We start from the raw sequence: 19,209 nt of genomic DNA, 5'->3' as shown, positions 1-19,209 counted from the left end.
TTATAAGATATCTTCCATAAAATCGTAGACCCATGTGTCGCCCTCCGGTTCTACACCTATAAAAGAAAGTTTAAAAAGGCCTTCCAATCGATGTTCTCTCATGTAGCAGACGGCAATTCGCTCGAGGCGCCTGATTTTTTCAGAGGTTATCGCCTCTCTCGGAGAACCGAATCGACGCGTCCGCCTATATTTGACTTCGACAAAATAATGGACCTCGTCTTTGACGACGATGAGGTCCATTTCTCCAAATCGGCATCTGTAGTTGGCCTTTTTAAACGTGTAGCCTTGCACCTTCAGGTAATGGCGCGCAGCCTGTTCAGCACACGTGCCCACTTGTTTATTCGCCATCTGCGCCCCCTTTGTCGAGGTGTCCGATAAAGAGCAGCACCTGCGCCACAACATCGTATAGATCGTAGGGAATGGCGTCACCAAGCTGCAGTCGATTCAGTTGGTCTACCAACTTTTCATCTTGATAAACGGGCACCTCTGCGCCTTCGGCGGTTTTTAAAATGTTTTCCGCCACAACCCCCATCCCCTTTGCGACCACTACCGGCGCAACGTCTTCGTTTGCCTTAAAGCGCAGTGCCGCGGCTTTTTTTCGTTCCATACACACCTCCTCACTGGAATAGTACATTGTTGAGAGCTCATTAAAACAACCGCTTGTTCACCTTCGTAGAATGCGGGATAGTGTCGAGAGACTTTAACGCTGCAATGATGCAAAGTAGATGAGCAGTTTTTTTAAGTATGAACGCTATAGGGCACTAGTGTCCTGTAGCGTTGAGATTTAATTAAAAATGTCAGATAGTCTGTATCAGTGCAAGGCAAAATATCGACGACAATGCGGGACATTGTCGAGAGATTTAAACGCCGCAATGATGCAGAGTAGATGAGCAGTTTTTTTAATTATGAACGCTACAGGACACTAGACTCTAAAATCAATTTGCGTGACGCGCTCGGGAGCTGTCGTCTGGAAAAAGGCTTCCGATGTTGCTTCAAGGCTTGTAAACGTCACAAATACAGGGCGTTCGCTAACTGCCGAAAGTCGTTGGTCAATCTGCTCACCATGCGCTTCAAAAATCCCTTGGACCGCTTTGTTTGCCAGTCCAAAATTCACTTCCAACTTGTTTTCGTGCCGTACGATGTGACACCGCACCTGTTCAAAACGTTGCGTATCTAAAGCTATAAGCATTTCAAAACGCGCCTTTGAGACACTTTTTCTCTTATTTTTCTTAACGTAAAAGTCCACTAGTCGCTGTTCGTGTTCAATCACCAGTGGCAGTTGCATCATCACAGGAGGCGTCTGCACCTTCGGTTGCAAAGGCAACTGCGCTTTTACAAACTGAACATCTTCTTTTAACGCCGCCTTGTCTTCCACTTCAAGTGCAGCCACCCATTTTTCGAGACGATTCAACCGCTCTTCTGAGACCTCTGGCGCTGTTAAGACTTCTACGAAATTTGCCAGTTCAACAGGGGAGAGCGCGGTGTGCTTCAGACGGGCGGAGACAGAGTCAAATCCCTCCTGCAGCGTTTTGTAACTGAAAGTCGCATTCAACAAGTGAAAAACTGATTTGAGTTGTATGCCCCCCTCTTTGTAAAGTGCCGTAAACTCTGAGACATCGAGCCCCTTTACGAAGGTTTTAAAATCATTTGCAAGGGCTTTAAAACCACCACGTGCTTGAACCGCTCTCAATATAGGCTTTAAATCCTCCGTAATGCGTTCTTCTACATTTGTCGACACTATGGGGGATTGAGGACTTTTCTCACTGTACAGCGGCTGTGTTTCACTTTTAGCCAGTAATTTTGCCACTTCAGTAACGGGTTTGTCGGATTCGGCGAGAACACGTCCTAAATTTTCAGGTGTCAGTGCCGACGCTATTTTTCCAACTGCGCGCCACGTTTGTCGAACCTCTTCCACTGCAGCGTGTTTTATAGGCATTCCTTTGGTCATAAACCCCTTGACTATAGCGGCAGTCATTTTATCGTTCGGAAGCGCATTCCGGCGAACAAAAGCTTCCGGCGTCTCTTGCGCAACGCGCTGAACCGCTTTCGGTGCGTCGGGTGACACCTTCGCCTCTTCAAGCGGCAACTTAGGTTCGCCCGCCCCTTCTCGAGGCACTTTTTCAATTTGCACCTCGCCTTCAGGCGTCAAAGACAGCTGAACAGTGTCGCCCTTTTCAAGCGGTACCGATTCAGTTGCATTTAAAAAAAAGGACATGCCTTTTATCTCCACCTGTAGGCGATTGCCTACAATAGAGCTCAGCTGTCCTTTCAGCGGCGTCGCTTTAAGCAACGCCATCAGTTCGAGTTCACTTTTAACCATGCCCTTTATCGACGGCATCTGCAATGTGATTTTCATTCATCCATCCTCATATTTTTCAAGAAAGATCGCCTGTGCTCCTCTATGAGCCCATAGCTTCGAATAGCCGCATAGTGCGCAGGCGTCCCGTAGCCCTTATTGTTTTCAAAGTCGTATTGGGGATGCTCCAAGTGAAGCGCCTTCATGTAGCGGTCTCTCGTCACCTTAGCCACAATAGAAGCCGCTGCAATAGAAGCACTTCGCGCATCGCCCTTTACAATCGCTTCTTGTTCAATAGGTATATCGGTTAATCGGACGGCATCTATAAGCAGATAATCCGTCGATAGGGGATCAATTGCCTGCTTCATAGCCAATTTGGTGGCATTTAAAATGTTTACCGTATCTATGACGTCAGGGGCCACTACGCCGACGTGCCACGCGACTGCATGGGTGGTTATCTTCTCATAGAAGTACTCCCGCTTAGCCTCCGAAAGCTTTTTGGAGTCATCTATGCCCGACCAATCCACGCTGCCGTCGAGAATCACCGCCGCCGCAACCACCGGTCCAACCAGTGGTCCTCTGCCGACCTCGTCGACACCTGCGACACGTGTAAAGCCTTTCGACCAAGCAGCGCGCTCAAAGGCGAACAGATTCTCCATTCGCGCCTTCTCCGCCTCGATTTTCTCCAACCGCTTTTCAAGTTGCTCAGCCAGTTTATGAACCCCTTTTCGCACATCGGTTTTAAGATAGGTGACGGCATCCGGAATATCCATTACCGCCACTTCGGCTACCTCAGCTTTTATCTCGGCAATAGGCGCTTTTGATTCGATGAGCACTTTCAGACGGTTACTCATGTTCAACCTCCACAATCTCCTCCGGCAACTCGAGTGAAATATTGCCGATAGTGCCTTTTCTGAACTCGTCTATAATCAATCTGGATACCTTTTCATAATCGGTCATATTGCCGCGCTGAATACACCCTCGGCGCTTGGCAATCGCCTCCATCACGACGACGGCATCTTCATCGTATGCCTCCAAATCGTAACGCGCCATAACCGCTTCGGCGTACCGCGGTCTGAGCAAGTTCACCAAGTGATAGGCAATGTCTTCAATGTTCAGTATTTCATCTTTAATTGCACCTGAACACGCCAGTTTAATGCCGGTTAGATCCTCTTCGATTTTAGGCCAAAGAATTCCCGGGGTATCGAACAATTCAATCTCTTTGTTGAGGCGAATCCACTGTTTCCCCTTCGTCACGCCGGGCTTGTTCCCCGCCTTTGCAGCATTTCTACCGGCAAGTTTGTTGATGAGGGATGATTTGCCCACATTGGGAATCCCCACGATCATCATACGAATCGGTCGCACCAATCGCCCTTGTCGTTCTGCCTTTTCGTAGACAAACGCCGCTTCCTTTCTCACTTGCGCCAACACTTCTTTTAATCCCGTACCCGTCAACGCGTTGACCGGTATCGCCTTTATGCCCTGCGCCTCGTAGTGTTGTACCCACTTCTTTGTAACTTCCGGATCGGACAAATCGTACTTGTTCAGAAGGACAATACGTTTTTTGTGCCCAATCAACCCATCGAATTGCGGGTTTCTACTGCTGAGAGGGATGCGTGCATCGAGTAATTCGACGACGACGTCCACGAGTTTAAGATTTTGCGCAATTAAATCCTTCGTCTTTTTCATGTGACCCGGATACCAATTTATACTCATTAAAGTTCTCCTTTTCCTATCCAATAGCTTCTCTCTATTATACCACAGTCTGTCCAGTGTCGAACCGCTTGCGGGCATATAAAAAGAGACTCCAACGAGTCTCCCTTTACAAAATAAAAATCTTATTTTTTCTTTTCTTTAACTTTAGCAGCTTTACCCACTCTGTCTCTTAAGTAGTTGAGTCTTGCTCTTCTTACGCGACCTTGTCTCACAACTTCGATTTTTTCAATCTTAGGTGAGTGAAGTGGTAAAGTTTTTTCAACGCCTACGCCGTAAGAAATTTTTCTAACTGTAAACGTTTCTGCGACGCCACCGTTTTGTCTCTTAAGAACAGTACCTTCGAAAATCTGAATTCTTTCTCTCTTACCCTCGATAACTCTTAAGTGAACTTTTACCGTGTCACCAACGTTAAACGGTGTAACATCTTGCTTTAATTGCTCATTCTCGATAGTTTTAATGATATTTTGATTCATTGTACTACCTCTCCTTCCTTATCAAAGACGTTCTTATCAGCATCATCTAACAGAGGACCGCCCGTTTTTCATACAGATGATATTATATCATCATTCTAAAGGTTCTTCAACGCTTTTTTTAGCATTTTCTGAGTTTTTTCATCGTGCACCTTCTCCAGAAAACATCGGTAGAGTTCCGGTCGTCGTGCTTTTGTCGTCTTTAGCGACATTTCAAAGCGCCATTGCTCAATGGCAGCGTGATTCCCACTGAGCAAAACATCCGGTACCGACGCCTCATCAAGGTGTTGCGGTCGCGTGTAATGCGGGTACTCCAGCAAACCGCTCGAAAAGCTTTCTTCTTCAGCGGAAGCATCGTTTTTAAGGACGTCGTCGACCATTCGACTCACGCTGTCGACCAAAACCATCGCGGGGAGCTCACCACCGGTGAGGACGTAGTCGCCAATAGAAATTTCCTCATCTACATAGGCGTCGATAAACCGCTGGTCAACACCTTCATAATGCCCGCAAACGAGTACGAGCTCGTCGTACTCAGAAAGCGCTTTAACGGTACTCTGCGTCAACGTTTTGCCACGTGGGGACAAGTAGATGACCCGTCTCTTTTCAGTGGGCTCCAACGACGCCAAAGCGTCTTTTAGCGGTTGTACCGCCATAACCATACCGGCGCCGCCACCAAAGGGATAGTCGTCGACTTTTCGGTGCTTGTTTGTGGAATAATCTCTTATATTGATGCATTCAATGGCGATTTTATCCGATGCCATGGCCTTGCCGATAATACTCGTCGTCATAAACCCTTCAAACATTTCAGGGAACAAGGTCAAAATTTTAAAAATCATGCCATAATCCCTTCGATTAAATGGACGACAATGCGCTTTTCGGCCAAGTCGATTTCTCTAACAAACGCGTCCACCGCAGGCAACATAAATGTCCCCTTGCCGTCTTGTCGTTCGATTTCGTAGAGGTCTTGCGACGTGTTTTGTATAACGTCTTTCAGCACACCGACACACGCGCCGTCTTCTGTTTCCACACGGCATCCGATGAGGTCGACAATATAATGTCCCTCGCCGTCGTCGGGCTTTCGACTTCTTTCAATGTAAACCAATCGATTGATTAACGGTTGAACGGCATTTGCATCTTTGTAACCGCTGAACTTGACGAGCACCATGTTCTTATGAATTCGAACAGTCTCTACAGCTACCTTTTCTTCCCCTAACCAAAGGGTGTCGTATGTTTTAAATTGTTCGAGATCATCGCTATAAGGATAGATTTTAACTTCGCCTTTAATACCGTGCGTATTGACGATTTTTCCTATATTAAAGAACCCTTCCAACACCAACCTCCATGCTTTCTTCACTCTACAGTAACAGCATTTGATCTGCTTACAGCGCATCAAATGCTGTTTAAAACAACGAAAAGCTATTGCGGGGCAATAGCTTTTGCGGCTTACTGAATGATTTCAACAACAACTCTTTTGTTTTCTTTAGTTGCTGCGGCTTTTACCACGGTACGAATGGCCTTGGCAATACGGCCTTGTTTGCCGATAACCTTACCCATATCGTCCGGCGCTACTTTTAACTCGATGATGATCGATTGCGAGCCCTCAACTTCTCTAACTTCGACGCTTTCAGGATCATCTACAAGGGAAGCTGCAATTACTCTAACAAGTTCGCTCATTATATCACCTCAGTCTGATTTCTACTTCGCTTCGTAAACACCATTTTTCTTGAAAAGAGCTTTTACAGTTTCAGTTGGTTGCGCACCATTTTTTAACCATTTGTTTGCTTTTTCAACGTCGAGCTTTACTTGCTCACCTTCAATAAGTGGGTTGAAGTAACCGATTTGCTCGATGAATTTACCATCTCTCGGCGCTCTTGAATCAGCAACAACAACTCTATAGAAAGGTTTTTTCTTAGAACCCATTCTTGTCAATCTGATTTTAACTGCCATTTGTGTCACCTCCTTATCATTTTATTATTCTATAGTCAACACGTGTTGCATTAGAATACCATCGTCTCAATGTGGCTTAAAAGAACGGAAATTTAAACCCGCCGCCACCTTTTTTCATTTTTTTATCCATATTGCCGAACTGTTTCATCATCTTCTTCGACTGGTCGAATTGCTTCAACAGTTTGTTGACTTCCGAAACGTGCATCCCACATCCGCCGGCAATGCGTTTTTTACGACTGCCGTTGATAATATCGGGATTTTGACGTTCTTTCGGCGTCATCGACTGGATAATAGCCTTCGTGCGAATGAGGTCTTTATCGTCGACTTCAATCCCCTTCATGGCTTTTTTGTTCATCCCCGGCAACATGCCGAGCAAGTCGCCAATCGGCCCCATGTTCTGAAGCTGCTCCAACTGGTCGAGAAAATCCTCTAAATCAAAGGACATGTCCTTCATTTTCTTCTCGAGCTTTTGAGCTTTCTCCTGATCAAAGGCTTCTTGCGCTTTATCGATTAATGTGAGCACATCGCCCATCCCCAATATTCTCGACGCCATACGCTCCGGGTGAAACGGCTCAATATCTGTAAGCTTTTCACCGATACAAGCGAACTTAATCGGCTTATCGGTTACGGCACGCACGGACAGCGCTGCACCACCGCGCGTATCGCCATCGAGTTTCGACAGCACGACGCCGCTGATTTCCAGCTGACTGTTAAAGTGCTCTGCGACGTTGACGGCATCTTGACCGGTCATCGCGTCCAGAACGAGGAGAATCTCATGCGGCTGAACTGCCTCGCGCACATCTTTAAGCTCCTGCATCAGGGCTTCGTCGATGTGAAGACGCCCCGCTGTATCTAGGATGACCACGTCGTTACTATACTTTTCAGCATGTGCAAGTGCTTCTTTGGCAATGGTCACAGGGCTTACTTTATCGCCCATGGCAAACACGGGCACATCTACTTTTTCACCGACGACTTGAAGCTGCTTAATCGCCGCAGGTCTGTAGATGTCGCAGGCAACCAAAAGCGGTCGCTTGCCGTTTTTCTTCATCAAGCTGCTCAGCTTTCCACAAGTGGTGGTTTTACCCGCCCCCTGTAGACCCGCCATCATAATAATTGTCGGCGGCTTTGAAGCGTACTCGATTTTACTTTGTGTCTCCCCCATCAACGCCGTCAACTCTTCGTTGACGATTTTGACCACTTGTTGTCCCGGGGTTAAACTCTGTAGAACGGATTCGCCAATGGCGCGTTCCGTTACTTTATTGATAAAATCCTTAACCACCTTGAAGTTGACGTCTGCCTCGAGGAGCGCCAATTTAACTTCGCGCATCGCCTGTTTGACATCTTTTTCAGAAAGCTTTCCCTTTCCCTTCAGGCCGCTAAAGGCGTTTTGCAATTTTTCAGCTAAACTTTCAAATACCATTCTGCGCCCTCCTTAGTTTGTCTCATCGAAAGCTATTGCCTCGGCGATAAGCTTCTTGAGCTCGCTTAAATACAGCGTATCCCCTGAAGCTTCAAACTGTTCGATGTACGTCATAAAGCGTTTAAACTGCGCTTTATTTTCCTCCATACGGGATTTGAAACCCAGATTCAATTCGTATTTCTCGAGCGCTTTTTCCGCCTTTTTAATAGCGTCGTGTACCGCCTGTCTACTAATGGTCAACAACTCGGAGATTTCACCTAGGGAGTAGTCCATATTGCAGTACAAATCCATGACCTCTCTTTGCTTCTCAGTCAGAAGATTTCCGTAGAGATCAAATAAAGCATCTATGTGTACTTTTCTCTCAAACATAACTACCTCACAAATTATAAAGGATATTCTTCACCCTGTCAAGCTTTTTTGCTTTACATTCTTTTCTTTGAGCTAGAGGTTGAAAAGCGCACTGACAAACTCACGTGCATCAAAAGGCTGAAGGTCTTCCATGCCCTCGCCGACACCGATGAGCTTAACCGGAATTTGGAGCTCGGAGTTAATGGCCATTACCACGCCACCTTTAGCTGTGCCATCGAGTTTGGTCAACACAATACCGGAAATCTCCGCCGCCTCATTGAAGACTTTTGCCTGTTGGATGGCGTTTTGTCCCGTTGTCGCGTCGAGAACGAGCAGCACCTCTTTATGCGCTTCACCGTACTCGCGTTCAATAACTCTAAAGACCTTCGCCAGTTCGTTCATCAAATTGACTTTGTTGTGTAAACGTCCCGCCGTATCGCAAATCAACACGTCGACATTTTTAGCCTTTGCCGACTGCACCGCATCGTAGATAACCGCCGCAGGGTCCGATCCCTCCGACTGGTGGATAACCGGTACGCCACTTCTATCGCCCCATATTTTGAGCTGATCGATAGCGGCTGCTCTAAACGTATCGCCGGCGGCAATTAACACCGACTTGCCTTCGTTCTTCAAACGGTGAGCAATTTTCCCGATAGATGTGGTCTTGCCCACGCCATTGACGCCGATGACCATGATAATGGTAGGCGTCTTGTTCACGGCAAATGGCTCTGCGTTGTTTTCCAGGAGCATTTCTTCAATAACGTCTTTTAACACGTCTTTAACCTGACTGCTGTCTTTAATTTTTCGCTCTTTCAGCGCAGCTCTGAGGCGCTCGATTAAGTCCATCGTCGTCGTCATGCCCACGTCTGCCATAATGAGTATTTCTTCGAGTTCGTCAAACAAATCGTCGTCTATCTCACCGTAATTGCTGAAGAGATCGTCTATTTTATCGGTAATCCCCTTACGCGTTTTGTCCAGTCCCTCTTTGAGTTTTGATAAAAATCCAAATGCCATAGTGCCTCCTAATTAAATTTATCTTCTATGTCTTCCAACTTAACGCTCAGCACTTTGCTGACGCCGTACTCTTCCATCGTGACACCGTACAGCGTATCGGCGACTTCCATCGTCCCCTTTCGGTGCGTGATGACCACGAACTGAGAGTGGCGGGCGTAAAGCTGGATAAACTCTGCAAATCGGTAGACGTTGACATCGTCCAGTGCCGCTTCGATTTCATCGAGAATACAAAACGGCGACGGCTTCGTCTTTAAGATTGCAAAGAGCAAAGCAATAGCAGTCAAAGCCTTTTCCCCTCCCGACAGGAGGTTGATGCTCTGAAGTTTTTTCCCGGGCGGCTGTGCGATAATATCGACATCACAGTTGAGCAAGTCGTCGTAATCCGTTAGGACGAGCTCTGCATCGCCGCCGTTAAAGAGGAGCTTAAACGTCTCTTTAAAATGATCGTTAATCGATTCAAAATGCGTTTTAAAGAGCGCCTCCATTTTTTTATCGAGGTCTCTGATAATCTTTTCAAGTTGCTCAATTGACGCCGAGAGGTCTTCTTTCTGCTCAATTAAAAAGCGATGGCGTTCTGAAACGTCCTCATACTCTTCTATAGCACTGAGGTTGACCGTCCCCATGAGCTTAATGTCCAATTTGAGTTTTTTAAGATCAGTTTTCGGCGGTACATCATCGGAAAGCATTGCCTCCCCCATGCTCATTTCATATTTGTCCCAAAGTTCGGAAACCACCGCTTCTTTTTCGACTTCGAGCTTTGCCAACTTGACTTCCGTCTTATGCAAACGCTCTTTTGCGGCGTCGTAAGCAGAGGACAACTGTGTCATTTCCTGCGTTAGGGCTTTGATTTCAGACGAGAAACTTTGCTTTTCTTTTATTTTATCGTTGAGTTCGCCTTCCAAGTCGACAATAGAAGCTTTTAGTGTTTGAATCGACCCTTCTATAGCCTGTGCCTTAGAGTCAAAGGCCGCCTGTTGCTTTTCCAAATCATCGAGTTGCGTACACCTCAACAGCCGCTTTTCATCGAGGCGTTTTAAATCGTCTTCGAGGCGAAGGCGCTCCCGTTTCTTAAACGTCAAGTTTTGTTCGGCAGAAGCCATTTGTATTTGAAGAGAAGTCGAGCGTTCTCCCGCCGTATCAATGCGCGTTTCCAGCGCTTCTATATCGCCAACGACCGCTGCCAGCTGCTCCTGCAACGCATTGAGTTTTTCGTTGGCACAGTCGATGTCTTTGCGCTTTTCCTCAATCTGCCCTTGTGCCTGCTCGCGCTCAGAAGTCAGTGCTTCGATTTCCCTTTCGAGCTTTTCGACACGCCCCTGTTCTTTTTCATAGGCTGCGGCTTCGTTTTCCAATCGGTTTTCATAGCGCAGAACTTCCATTCTCAAACCGTCGAGTTCTGCACGAATCGCTTTCAGCGCCTCTGAGTTGTCTTCGAGCAAGCGCGTCGTCTGCTCCAGCTCGATTTTGGAAGAGGTCACTTCAGTTTCAAGGACACGCGCACGTTCTTCTAATGCCTCAATTTGCCGTTTTCGCCCTAGGAGATTGCTCACCTTGGATCTAAAAGAACCCCCTGTAATCGGTCCCTTTGGTACCAAAACATCGCCCTTAAGCGTGACAACTTTGTACTGGAACCCCTTTTGCTTAATCAACTGTGCGGCGTCGTCAAAAGTTTCGACAATGACGATGCGTCCGAGCAAACTGTCCATTAGGCCTTCGTATTGCACGTCGTAGTCGAGGAGTTCCGTCCCGAACCCAATCCAACCTTTGGACTGCTTAAACGCCTCTTCCGACTTGTGGCGCTTTGTCTTTCGGCCTTCAAAATGCTCTAGCGGTTGAAAAGTTACGCGTCCGAGCTTCTTCTTTCTCAAGAATTCAATACAGGTTTTCGCCTGTGCCACCGTGTCGCACACGATGTTTTGAACAGCTCTTCCCAAGGCGACTTCTATGGCCACTTCATAGGCTTCCTCTACGTGAATAAGACTTGCGAGAATACCGTGTATACCGCTTTGATCTCCCAAGGATTTCAGCACCTCTTTAACCCCTTTGTCATACCCCTCGTAATCTTCCTCGAGAGATTTTAAAAGCTCGATTTCAGTGGATACCTTCCCCTGTTCCAAGGTTTGCTTCTCAAGTGATACCGTCAAGTGCCGCTTCTTTTCACCGTATTGTTCATTGGAAGCAAGCAACCCCTTGAGTTTTTGATTCGAGGTGTCCAGAGCTTCGCGTTCGCGTGCCATGTGTCCCGCAAGCTCCGATTTTACAGCTTCTTTGTCTTGAAGCAACTGGTGCGCCGATGCAAGCTCCTCTTTAAGCGGTGTCATTCGGTTTTCATACTGCACCAAAAAAGCGTTGATGGTGTCGATTTCCTTGCTCTTGACTTCAATGAGCCCCGACAATCGATTGGCCTCTTCGCGATCGGAAGCGTTGTTTTGCCTGAGCGCATTGAGCGTTTTTAACGCCGTGTCCTTTTCAGCCAAGGCCGCTTCATACGCCGTCTTCTGTTCAGCAAGTGCCGACGCACAAGCCGATTCCTCTTCGCGAATGGCTTCAACCGCCTCTTCAAGCGCTCGCCTATCGCCATCTACTTGACGGATTTCTTCATCGAGCCGCTGAATGTTGCCTTTGGCATTGGCCATTTTCTCTAGCACGACCTGCTTTTCACCATCGTATCGACTTTCTTGATTCAACAAAGTGTGTCGCTTTTCTTCGAGCTGTCTCAGTGAGACATTTTGCTCGTACAGCTTTCGATCTTTCTCATTGTAGGTTTCCTGCCGGCGGCTTCGCCTAGACTGAATCGCCGTCAACTCGTCTTCGAGCTTCTCCTTCCCTTCGAGAAACTGTACCAAGCCTTGTTCACACTCTGTGTAACGCTTTTGAAAGGCGTGGACTTCGATACGTTTCAACAGTTCCGTCAAATCCAAATACGTCTTCGCCCGTTCGCTTTCCTTGCGCAACGGTTCCACACGGTCTTCGATCTCCGAGAGAATGTCTTTTACCCTGAGCATGTTTTCCGCTGTGGTTTTAAGCTTGCGTTCCGTCTCTTGCTTTCGGCCTTTGAACTTGACGATTCCAGCTGCTTCCTCAAATAAAAGGCGCCGCTCGTCCTTGTTGTTGCTGAGGACCTCGTCAATACGCCCTTGGCCGATAATGGAATACCCTTCCCGACCGATACCGGTGTCCATAAAGAGCTCCCGTATATCCTTCAGTCGACAGGGCATTTGATTGATTAAGTATTCACTTTCCCCCGAGCGGTGCACCTTGCGCACCACCGAAATTTCGTTGAAATCCAGCGGGAAAAAGCCTTCTGAGTTGTCGAAGGTCAAGGTGACCTCAGCGAGTCCCAGTGCCTTTCGATGCTTTGTGCCGTTAAAAATAACATCTTCCATCTTTGAGCCCCTGAGGGTTTTAACACGCTGTTCACCGAGCACCCACCTCACCGCATCGGTAATATTGCTCTTGCCGCTACCGTTGGGACCGACGACACAAGTGACTCCATTTTGAAAAACGACTTCTGTTTTGTCGGCAAACGACTTAAAGCCGCGCATTTCTATCTTTTTTAAATACATGTTCCCACCTTACTCAACTCTCACATTATTCACCGACAAAACCCCTTGAGGCAACGTCTCATCGCACACAAACCGAAGTCTTTCCGCCGCCCTGAGAACAGCATACGCCGGTGGATCAAATGCGCGGTGTCCCGTCAACCAAGAAAGACACTTAGGATGAACACCGACAGCGACGTCGCCTTCAGCGGCATTTTCCACAACCAAAGTCTTGTAAATAAAGCCGCGAACCAATTCACCGAAAGCTGGGTGAAACGGTCCGGCGAGGACACTTTGCCCCATTTCAATGGCCTCTGTTTTTTGAAGCCCCATGCGAATGACCTCGACACCGGCCTCACTAAATCGCCGATAGGCCCACGCCACTAGAGTCACAGCTTCTTCAAGCGCCATGGGCAAATAGTCTCCCAATTGATATGCCGCACACAGCGCCGTCTCTTCGACGACAAGTGTCGGGTAGAGCCGCGCCGTTTGAGGCGACAATGCAATTGCCGCTTCAACAGACGCCTTAAAGGTTTTTTCCGAATCGCCGGGAAGGCCAACCATCAACTGAACGCCAACATCTATTCCGGCGGCCTTCAACTGTTCTACAGCTTCTACAATCACAGCGCTGTCATGCCCTCTACCCGCGCTTTTTAATACATCGTCATCAAAAGATTGACAGCCGATTTCCACCATATCCACTTGATACGCCACCAGACGGGCCACATCGGCAGCTGTTAAATAATCGGGGCGCGTCGACAAGCGAATCCGCTGAATGCGGCCGCGCCGTTTGTAAGCCAATGCTTTTTCTAAAAAAGACATCTGTAAAGACGGCTCTATCCCTGTGAAACTTCCGCCGAAAAAAGCGATTTCTTTAACCCATTCCTCTGCCATCGTCTCCAAGTAGGTCTCTACATGGGCTTCAAAATCCTCCGGACGGAATGTCTCCGCCCTTGCGATACGCCGCTGATTGCAGAATACACAGTCGTTTGGACACCCGAGGTGAGCGATAAAAATCGGTACAATTGCGTGCCGTTTCATCATTTTTTGAGCCTCAAAAGCCCTTCTTCAGCGGCCTTTTGCTCAGATTCTTTTTTGCTTCTTCCGGCACCGGTGCCGATAATCTCGTCATTGAGCTTCACGTGCGTATAAAATACTTTGGCGTGATCCGGGCCCTCTTCTTTGTAAATCTCGTACTTGATTTTATTGCTTTTATCAATTTGAATAATTTCCTGAAGTTGCGTTTTGTAATCGTTGTGAATTCTGCCCTGTCGCGCCGACTCAATTTGCGCCTGAAGTTTCTCCAATACAAAGACCCGCGCATAGTCTACCCCGCCGTCTAAGTATATCGCAGCTATAATGGCTTCAAAGGCATCCGAAAGAATGGACAAGCGCTCTCTACCGCCTGTGATTTCTTCACCGCGGCCGAAGTACATATAGCGTCCCAATCCAATCTGCTTGGCGGCGTCGCCCAATGACGCTTCACAAACGATACGCGCCCTAATTTTGGTCAGCTGGCCTTCTTCCAATTGGCCGTAGGCGCTGTACAAAAACTCGCTGATAATAATGCTTAACACAGAGTCGCCTAAAAACTCAAGGCGCTCGTTGCTCAACAAGCGATTGCTCTTTTGCTCATTGACATAGGAACTGTGCGTCAAGGCGCGCATCAAATAATTTTTGTCCTTAAACACATAGCCGAGCACAGTTTCAAGTGATTTTGTATCCGTATTCATCATTTCCCTCCTAAATTAAAGGGCCTTTAAATATACTATCGCCAATTTGACGATACCACATTTAAAAAACCTTTAGACTCTCATCCATCTATATTTTATAATGCCATAGATAAAATAACAACTCCGTTTCTTTAACAAAGTGTAAATTTTACACGTCTCCCGAGAGCCCCTTGGGAGACGTATTTTCTGTTCGTTATTCAGCTGCTGTTTCAGCCTTGGCTTGTGCATCGGCCAAACGCGACTTTATGCCGTCGACGAGTTTGGCATCTACCCCTTTATAGGCGTAGAGTATGGCATTCTTAAAAGCCTTGGCGTTGGATGAGCCGTGCGCTTTGACGACGAGACCATCGACCCCTAGCAGCGGCGCGCCACCGTATTCCGTGTAATCGAGTTTCTTTTTAAACCCTTTGAGATTGCCCTTTAAAATAAGACCGCCAATCTTGCCCTTTAAGTTGGACATGATGCTCTCTTTTAGACCATCGACCAGCGACAGCGCCACGCCTTCAGTTAATTTCAGAATAATGTTGCCCGTAAAGCCGTCGGCGACAATGACGTCGACGACACCCCCGGGAACATCTCGCCCTTCTACATTCCCTACAAAGTTGATAGGCTGGGATTTGAGCGCTTCATGGGTCTCAATATAGAGCGGCGTTCCCTTTGTCTCTTCGGCACCGATGTTCACCAGTCCGACGCGCGGCTTTTCTATTCCCAAAATCGACCTCGCGTACAGTTCGCCCATTAAAGCAAACTGCAACAAGTTGTTCACCTTACACTCCGCATTTGCCCCTGCATCCACCAACACGCTGGCACCTTTCATAGTCGGGTATACCGTACAAATTGCCGGACGGTCGATTCCCTTAATACGGCCGACTTTAAAGAGGCCACCGGCGAGAAGCGCCCCTGTGTTGCCGGCAGAAACAAAGGCGTCCACACCACGTTCTTTTAAGGCGGAGAGTCCGACGACCATCGACGCGTCTTTTTTAGCGCGAATGGCCTTGACGGGCTTGTCGTCGTTTTCAATCTTCTCGGTTGTGTGGACCACGCTCACGCGTCCGGCATCGTATGTCAGCGTGCTAAGCACTTGATTAATTGCCGTCGAGTCACCGTACAAAACCACTTCTCCCGGCATTTCAGCAAGCGCTTCAACGGCACCTTTTACCACTTCTAGCGGGGCGTTGTCACCGCCCATTGCGTCTATTCCGATTTTCATCTGTTCACCTCACCAATCACGATAGTTTCTAAACATTACGCCACATCTAAAGTTTCCCCTATAAAAAAAAGCAATAGCTATCCGCTACTGCCTTTGGTTTCGAAGAACTATGCTTCTGCTTGTTTTGAGTCTCTGCTGTGATAGTAGCCACATTCTGCACATTCTCTGTGTGATACGTTTGCCGCTTTACACTTTGGACATTCGATAACGTTTGGAGCAGTCATTTTAATGTTGCTCGCTCTTCTCTTGTCTCTTCTTTGCTTACTAATCTTACGCTTAGGTACTGCCATATCTTAACACCTCCTTAATCTAAGTGAATAAATGCTTTAGCGCTTCAAGTCTAGGGTCAATTTTTGATTCATTACATACACAAGTTTCTTTGTTTAAATCAATCCCACATTGCGGACAAAGTCCGTTGCAGGTTTCAGTGCATAAAACTTGTAGCGGTAAATTTAAAGTTATATCTTCCTCGAGGATTGGCACCAGCATCAAGTCTCGACCGACGAGTTCAACCCAGTCTTCCTCTTCATCGAAATCACGGGTTGGCACCAGCAGACGCTCAGCCGAATTCTCAAGTGTAATCGTAACAGGCTGCAAGCATCTGTGACACTCAAAGGTCGCTTCGCCAGAATAAGTGAAGGTTAAAACATAGCGTTTTTCAAGCTTTTTTACAACTCCAGATACCCGAATAACCGATGCATCAACACTTCCGATCGACTCCATAAAAGACTTGTCTAATTCGAGCTCAAAGTCAAATACCATTTGATCTTGAAGCCCACTTATTAATTTTGTTAAATCAAGGTTCATTCTATCACCTCTTCAATGCAACATTAATATTATAATGAGTATATTGAAGTTTGTCAATACTTGATTCGCACAAACACGTTGTCTTTTAGCGACATAAACTTCCTCTACGAGGTCGCACATTATTGTGCCAATGCCTTCACGCGCTGAACATTCGCGAGAAGGCATTCGACTCAAATATCATTATTTTAATTTACTTTACGAGTTCAAGTGTGTCTCTTGCAATCATTAACTCTTCATTTGTAGGGATTACCATAACTTTAACTTTAGATGCTTCAGTTTCTACAAACGCTTCTTTGCCGCGGACGTTGTTCTTTGCAGAATCGATTTCTACGCCCATGAACTCGAGACCTTTACAAATCTCCGCTCTGCTCTCAGCACTGTTTTCACCGAGGCCCGCTGTGAAGACGATGGCATCGACGCCGCCGAGTACCGCTGCGTACGCCGCGATGTACTTCTTAACGCTGCCATGGTAGATATCAAGTGCCAGTGTCGCTCTTTCGTTGCCTTGCTCTGCCGCTTGCTCGATATCTCTAAAGTCGCTGCTGACACCTGAGATGCCGAGAACGCCTGACTTCTTATTGAGCACTGTGTTGATTTCATCTAATGTCATGTTTTCTTTTGCCATGAGGTAAGGGATAATCTGTGGGTCGATATCGCCACAACGCGTTCCCATTACAAGACCTTCAAGCGGTGTGAAACCCATTGAAGTATCTACGGACTTACCGCCGTCAATGGCAGCAAGTGATGCGCCGTTACCCAAGTGACAAGTGATGATTTTAAGCGCTTCAGCCGGTTTTCCAAGCATATCTGCTGCTCTTTGCGATACGTATCTGTGGCTCGTACCGTGGAAACCGTATCTTCTAACATGATCTTTTTCGTAGTACTCATATGGTAATGCGTATACAAACGCAGATTTTGGCATAGTTTGGTGGAATGCCGTATCGAATACGCCGACGTTTTTAACGCTTGGTAAAAGTTCTTGAATCGCTTTGATACCGATGATGTTCGGTGGGTTGTGAAGCGGTGCGATTTCAATACACTCTTCTAGAGCCGCGATAACGGCGTCGTCAATAACGACAGATGCGCTGAACTTTTCGCCTGCGTGTACAACTCTATGTCCAACAGAATGGATTTCATCTAATGACTTCACTGCACCATGTGCTTCGTGTACGAGTGCATTAAGGACTTGTGTCAATGCATCTTTGTGGTCGTTCATTGGCACTTCGATTACGACTTTATCTTGTCCCTCTACTTCGTGCTTTAATCTAGAACCCTCGATGCCGATTCGCTCGACGAGTCCCTTTGCCAATACGCTTTCATCGCTCATGTTGAATAACTGGTACTTTAACGATGAACTACCACAGTTAATAACCAAAATGTTCATTTTTTCCTCCTCAATTCTATCACAAAGATTAATATAAATTCTTAGTGCTTTCAGTCATACATATATATTATAATGTAAATGAGCCAATTTTCAAGGACAAATGGAGGAGATTCATGAAAATAGTTGGGATTGTCGCAGAATACAACCCTTTTCACAACGGGCACTACCACCAACTGGAAGAGACGCGACGCGCCCTTTCACCCGACGGCATCGTCGCCGTTATGAGCGGCAACTTCGTCCAAAGAGGGCAACCCGCATTTTTAGACAAGTGGACCCGAGCACATGCCGCACTTGCCAGTGGCGTCAACCTCGTCGTAGAACTGCCCACTTACTACGCAACGGCCAGTGCTGAAGGTTTTGCAGAGGGCGCTGTCAATTGCCTTGAACACATGGGCATCGTCACGCATTTGTCTTTCGGCAGTGAAACGTCCGACTTAGAGGCGCTATGGCACTGCGCCGACGTCCTCGTGAAAGAACCGGAAGCGTATAAAATCGCTTTAAAAGAAGCCCTTAACCGTGGCGATACCTTTCCCAAAGCCCGTGCCGAAGCCCTCAATCAGGTGCTCGATCACCCTGTCGACCTCAATCAATCCAATTTGATTTTGGGCATCGAATACCTAAAATCGTTAATAAAAAATAACAGTACCATTATGCCTTTCGTGGTTAAGCGCATTGGAAGTGGGTATCACGATAAGGGTCTAGAAACACAATACGCCAGCGCAACCGCTCTGCGAAGTGCCTACTTTTCAGATACGCCTACGGACTTCGAACGCTACATGCCGCAGGCCTCTGCTAAAGTGCTTTTCAACAGCGCCTTACACCCGGTACAGATGAAGAACTTTGAACGGCAACTGCTCTACAAACTTCGCACATCAACTGTCGATAGCCTCGCCGGCTTACGTGGTGTCGGCGAAGGCCTCGAGTACAAAATCAAGAGAGAAGCCCAACGCGCCAGCTCCTATGACGCATTGGTCGACGCCGTTAAATCGAAACGCTACACGCAGACGCGTATCCAGCGCACGCTCTTAAATGCCTTTTTAGACATCGATAAGACCCCTCGCCCCTTTGGGGACAATGGGTATATACGCGTACTCGGCATGGATGCCGTGGGCAGAGACATGCTTAGAGCGATGAAAAGTACCGCAACGCGACCGGTTATCACCAACATCAACAAAATGCCTGAAACACTTAAATCAAACCCTTTGCTCACTCTCGATATCAAAGCGACGGATCTTTATGTTTTAGGGCAACCGTCGGCGGCAAATGTCGTCGGCGGATTGGACCACACCCGACAACTCATTCTATTATAGTAAGAAAGTACA

General features: G+C 47.2%; 21 protein-coding genes. 1 reads left to right on the top strand and 20 read right to left on the bottom strand.

What is annotated here, in order from left to right:
- The 20 genes from ACR6HW_RS18115 to ACR6HW_RS18020 all read right to left on the bottom strand — a co-directional run bounded on the left by ACR6HW_RS18115 (position 1) and on the right by ACR6HW_RS18020 (position 17,887).
- Positions 1–348 (bottom strand): YraN family protein, encoded by a 348-nt coding sequence (locus ACR6HW_RS18115; RefSeq protein WP_455729082.1) that lies wholly within the window; start codon positions 346–348, stop codon positions 1–3.
- Complete coding sequence (locus tag ACR6HW_RS18110) at positions 338–607, bottom strand: EscU/YscU/HrcU family type III secretion system export apparatus switch protein (RefSeq protein WP_455729081.1); 270 nt, start codon at positions 605–607, stop codon at positions 338–340. The genes ACR6HW_RS18115 and ACR6HW_RS18110 overlap by 11 nt, the downstream gene beginning before the upstream one ends.
- Positions 608–922: 315 nt before the next feature.
- Positions 923–2,356: a hypothetical protein gene (locus ACR6HW_RS18105; RefSeq protein ID WP_455729080.1), complete on the bottom strand. Its 1,434-nt coding sequence runs from the start codon at positions 2,354–2,356 to the stop codon at positions 923–925.
- The gene (locus ACR6HW_RS18100; protein ID WP_455729079.1) at positions 2,353–3,150 is read right to left on the bottom strand and encodes a ribonuclease HII; all 798 of its coding nucleotides are present in this window, start codon (positions 3,148–3,150) and stop codon (positions 2,353–2,355) included. The genes ACR6HW_RS18105 and ACR6HW_RS18100 overlap by 4 nt, the downstream gene beginning before the upstream one ends.
- Complete coding sequence (ylqF, locus tag ACR6HW_RS18095) at positions 3,143–4,012, bottom strand: ribosome biogenesis GTPase YlqF (protein WP_455729078.1); 870 nt, start codon at positions 4,010–4,012, stop codon at positions 3,143–3,145. Before ylqF ends, ACR6HW_RS18100 begins: the two co-directional genes overlap by 8 nt.
- Positions 4,013–4,134: 122 nt before the next feature.
- Positions 4,135–4,485, bottom strand: a complete 351-nt coding sequence (rplS, locus tag ACR6HW_RS18090; protein WP_455729077.1) for a 50S ribosomal protein L19 — start codon at positions 4,483–4,485, stop codon at positions 4,135–4,137.
- Between the two features lie 95 nt (positions 4,486–4,580).
- Positions 4,581–5,318 carry a tRNA (guanosine(37)-N1)-methyltransferase TrmD gene (gene trmD, locus ACR6HW_RS18085; protein WP_455729076.1) on the bottom strand — a complete coding sequence of 246 codons (738 nt, stop codon included), beginning with the start codon at positions 5,316–5,318 and terminating at the stop codon, positions 4,581–4,583.
- Complete coding sequence (gene rimM / locus ACR6HW_RS18080) at positions 5,315–5,836, bottom strand: ribosome maturation factor RimM (RefSeq protein WP_455729075.1); 522 nt, start codon at positions 5,834–5,836, stop codon at positions 5,315–5,317. The genes trmD and rimM overlap by 4 nt, the downstream gene beginning before the upstream one ends.
- 89 nt (positions 5,837–5,925) lie before the next feature.
- Positions 5,926–6,156 carry a KH domain-containing protein gene (locus ACR6HW_RS18075; RefSeq protein ID WP_455729074.1) on the bottom strand — a complete coding sequence of 77 codons (231 nt, stop codon included), beginning with the start codon at positions 6,154–6,156 and terminating at the stop codon, positions 5,926–5,928.
- A 21-nt stretch (positions 6,157–6,177) separates the two neighbouring features.
- Entirely contained in the window at positions 6,178–6,429 is a 252-nt protein-coding gene (rpsP, locus tag ACR6HW_RS18070; RefSeq protein ID WP_455729073.1) for a 30S ribosomal protein S16, read from the bottom strand.
- Between the two features lie 76 nt (positions 6,430–6,505).
- The gene (ffh, locus tag ACR6HW_RS18065; protein ID WP_455729072.1) at positions 6,506–7,849 is read right to left on the bottom strand and encodes a signal recognition particle protein; all 1,344 of its coding nucleotides are present in this window, start codon (positions 7,847–7,849) and stop codon (positions 6,506–6,508) included.
- 12 nt (positions 7,850–7,861) lie between these two features.
- Positions 7,862–8,218, bottom strand: a complete 357-nt coding sequence (ylxM, locus tag ACR6HW_RS18060; RefSeq protein WP_455729071.1) for a YlxM family DNA-binding protein — start codon at positions 8,216–8,218, stop codon at positions 7,862–7,864.
- A 72-nt stretch (positions 8,219–8,290) separates the two neighbouring features.
- Positions 8,291–9,211 carry a signal recognition particle-docking protein FtsY gene (gene ftsY / locus ACR6HW_RS18055; protein WP_455729070.1) on the bottom strand — a complete coding sequence of 307 codons (921 nt, stop codon included), beginning with the start codon at positions 9,209–9,211 and terminating at the stop codon, positions 8,291–8,293.
- Positions 9,212–9,219: 8 nt separating this feature from the next.
- Positions 9,220–12,777 (bottom strand): chromosome segregation protein SMC, encoded by a 3,558-nt coding sequence (smc, locus tag ACR6HW_RS18050; RefSeq protein ID WP_455729069.1) that lies wholly within the window; start codon positions 12,775–12,777, stop codon positions 9,220–9,222.
- Positions 12,778–12,786: 9 nt separating this feature from the next.
- Positions 12,787–13,797: an elongator complex protein 3 gene (locus tag ACR6HW_RS18045; RefSeq protein ID WP_455729068.1), complete on the bottom strand. Its 1,011-nt coding sequence runs from the start codon at positions 13,795–13,797 to the stop codon at positions 12,787–12,789.
- On the bottom strand, positions 13,794–14,486 hold the full coding sequence (gene rnc / locus ACR6HW_RS18040; RefSeq protein ID WP_455729067.1) for a ribonuclease III: 693 nt from the start codon (positions 14,484–14,486) through the stop codon (positions 13,794–13,796). Before rnc ends, ACR6HW_RS18045 begins: the two co-directional genes overlap by 4 nt.
- A gap of 193 nt (positions 14,487–14,679) precedes the next feature.
- Positions 14,680–15,696, bottom strand: a complete 1,017-nt coding sequence (gene plsX / locus ACR6HW_RS18035) for a phosphate acyltransferase PlsX (protein WP_455729066.1) — start codon at positions 15,694–15,696, stop codon at positions 14,680–14,682.
- A gap of 107 nt (positions 15,697–15,803) precedes the next feature.
- Entirely contained in the window at positions 15,804–15,986 is a 183-nt protein-coding gene (rpmF, locus tag ACR6HW_RS18030; RefSeq protein WP_455729065.1) for a 50S ribosomal protein L32, read from the bottom strand.
- A gap of 19 nt (positions 15,987–16,005) precedes the next feature.
- A complete protein-coding gene (locus tag ACR6HW_RS18025) occupies positions 16,006–16,503 on the bottom strand; it encodes a YceD family protein (RefSeq protein ID WP_455729064.1) in 498 nt (165 codons plus the stop codon).
- Between the two features lie 190 nt (positions 16,504–16,693).
- A complete protein-coding gene (locus tag ACR6HW_RS18020) occupies positions 16,694–17,887 on the bottom strand; it encodes an acetate/propionate family kinase (protein ID WP_455729063.1) in 1,194 nt (397 codons plus the stop codon).
- Between the two features lie 113 nt (positions 17,888–18,000).
- Here ACR6HW_RS18020 and ACR6HW_RS18015 point away from each other — a divergent pair, with 113 nt between their 5' ends.
- A complete protein-coding gene (locus ACR6HW_RS18015) occupies positions 18,001–19,197 on the top strand; it encodes a nucleotidyltransferase (protein ID WP_455729062.1) in 1,197 nt (398 codons plus the stop codon).
- Positions 19,198–19,209: the final 12 nt, after the last annotated feature.

The organism is Fusibacter sp. JL298sf-3, assembly GCF_053842995.1.
Note: the sequence above shows the minus strand (reverse complement) of the source record. Positions and strands in the feature narration are given on the sequence as shown.